Source organism: Halobellus sp. EA9 (assembly GCF_051195055.1).
In the GTDB taxonomy this organism is placed as follows: domain Archaea; phylum Halobacteriota; class Halobacteria; order Halobacteriales; family Haloferacaceae; genus Haloquadratum; species Haloquadratum rubicundus.
Genome location: NZ_JBNTJW010000043.1, coordinates 1 through 988, shown reverse-complemented (window position 1 = coordinate 988; position 988 = coordinate 1). Strand labels below are relative to the sequence as shown.

Genomic DNA, 988 nt, shown 5'->3' with positions numbered 1-988 from the left:
GGAGTGAACTCATCGGGCAGATTCGTCACGTACAGGTGGTAGTCGTCGGTGTCCTCGTTGCGGACACCGACGACGCGAAACTCCACCGAGTCCGTTGACTGCTTCCCAGCGTATGCCCGCCGTTTGAACTCGATCTCCACGGTTACGTCGATGATCTCCCGAGTAAGGTCTCCCAGAACGTCTCGAAGACGACGCTCAGGCAAGGAAATGGCGCGCCCACGCCATTTCCGTCCCTCTCCGACGATCAACGGATTTGCGTTCGACTTCAGCCGAGTCAGGAAGAAGCCGCCGTTCTCGTCGATCAACGCGAAGCGGCGGAAACTGTAGAAGCCCAGATCGAATAGTAACAGCCGGCCTCGCAGCCAACTCCCGGTGTGGAGTTGGCTGCTCTCGTGGGTGCGTTCGTCGGTGAGCAGGAACTGCTCGATCGTCTGCTTGGTCGCGTTCTGCACAAGGTGAAGTTTCGCGCCGGATTGATCCGGGTGAGTCGCGGGAAACGCATCGAGGAGCCGATGCAACCTGAACACGGTTGCATCGGCGATCAGCACCTCTCGAAACAACTCGAACTGCGGCGCGATCGTGTGAGGAACGGCGACCTCCTCGAGAGCGTGCTCGAGGAGGTCGCTCAACAGTGCTGCGAGGGCTGGCGTGAATCGATCGTAGAAGCTTGAGCGGGCAACGGTCTGGTTGGTTGCTGCGGAGTATGCACGCTGAAACCCGGCAATGGTACGGGCTTCGCCGTCGACGGCGAAGCCCATAATCAGCGTCCAGACAAGCATCGTGATGTCGATCTTCCGGTCACGCTGGACCACATCGCGCTCGCGCGCGATGTCTTCGATAAGCTCGGCGGGAAACAGGGAAGTCAACCGCCGTCGTATGAGATCCGGGGAGAGTTGCTTGAACACATTCTCTCCCCACGCGGTCTACCACGATAACTTCGTCAACAGAGCGCTGTCTGTCGGTTTCTCCGCTTAACCGAACACGGATG

The 988-nt window shown here is 59.2% G+C and carries 1 protein-coding gene; it reads right to left on the bottom strand.

What is annotated here, in order from left to right; genetic code table 11:
* Positions 1-905 (bottom strand): IS4 family transposase (locus ACQUQ0_RS17560; protein WP_435187046.1); only part of this gene is annotated, 905 nt, incomplete at its 3' end.
* Positions 906-988: the final 83 nt, after the last annotated feature.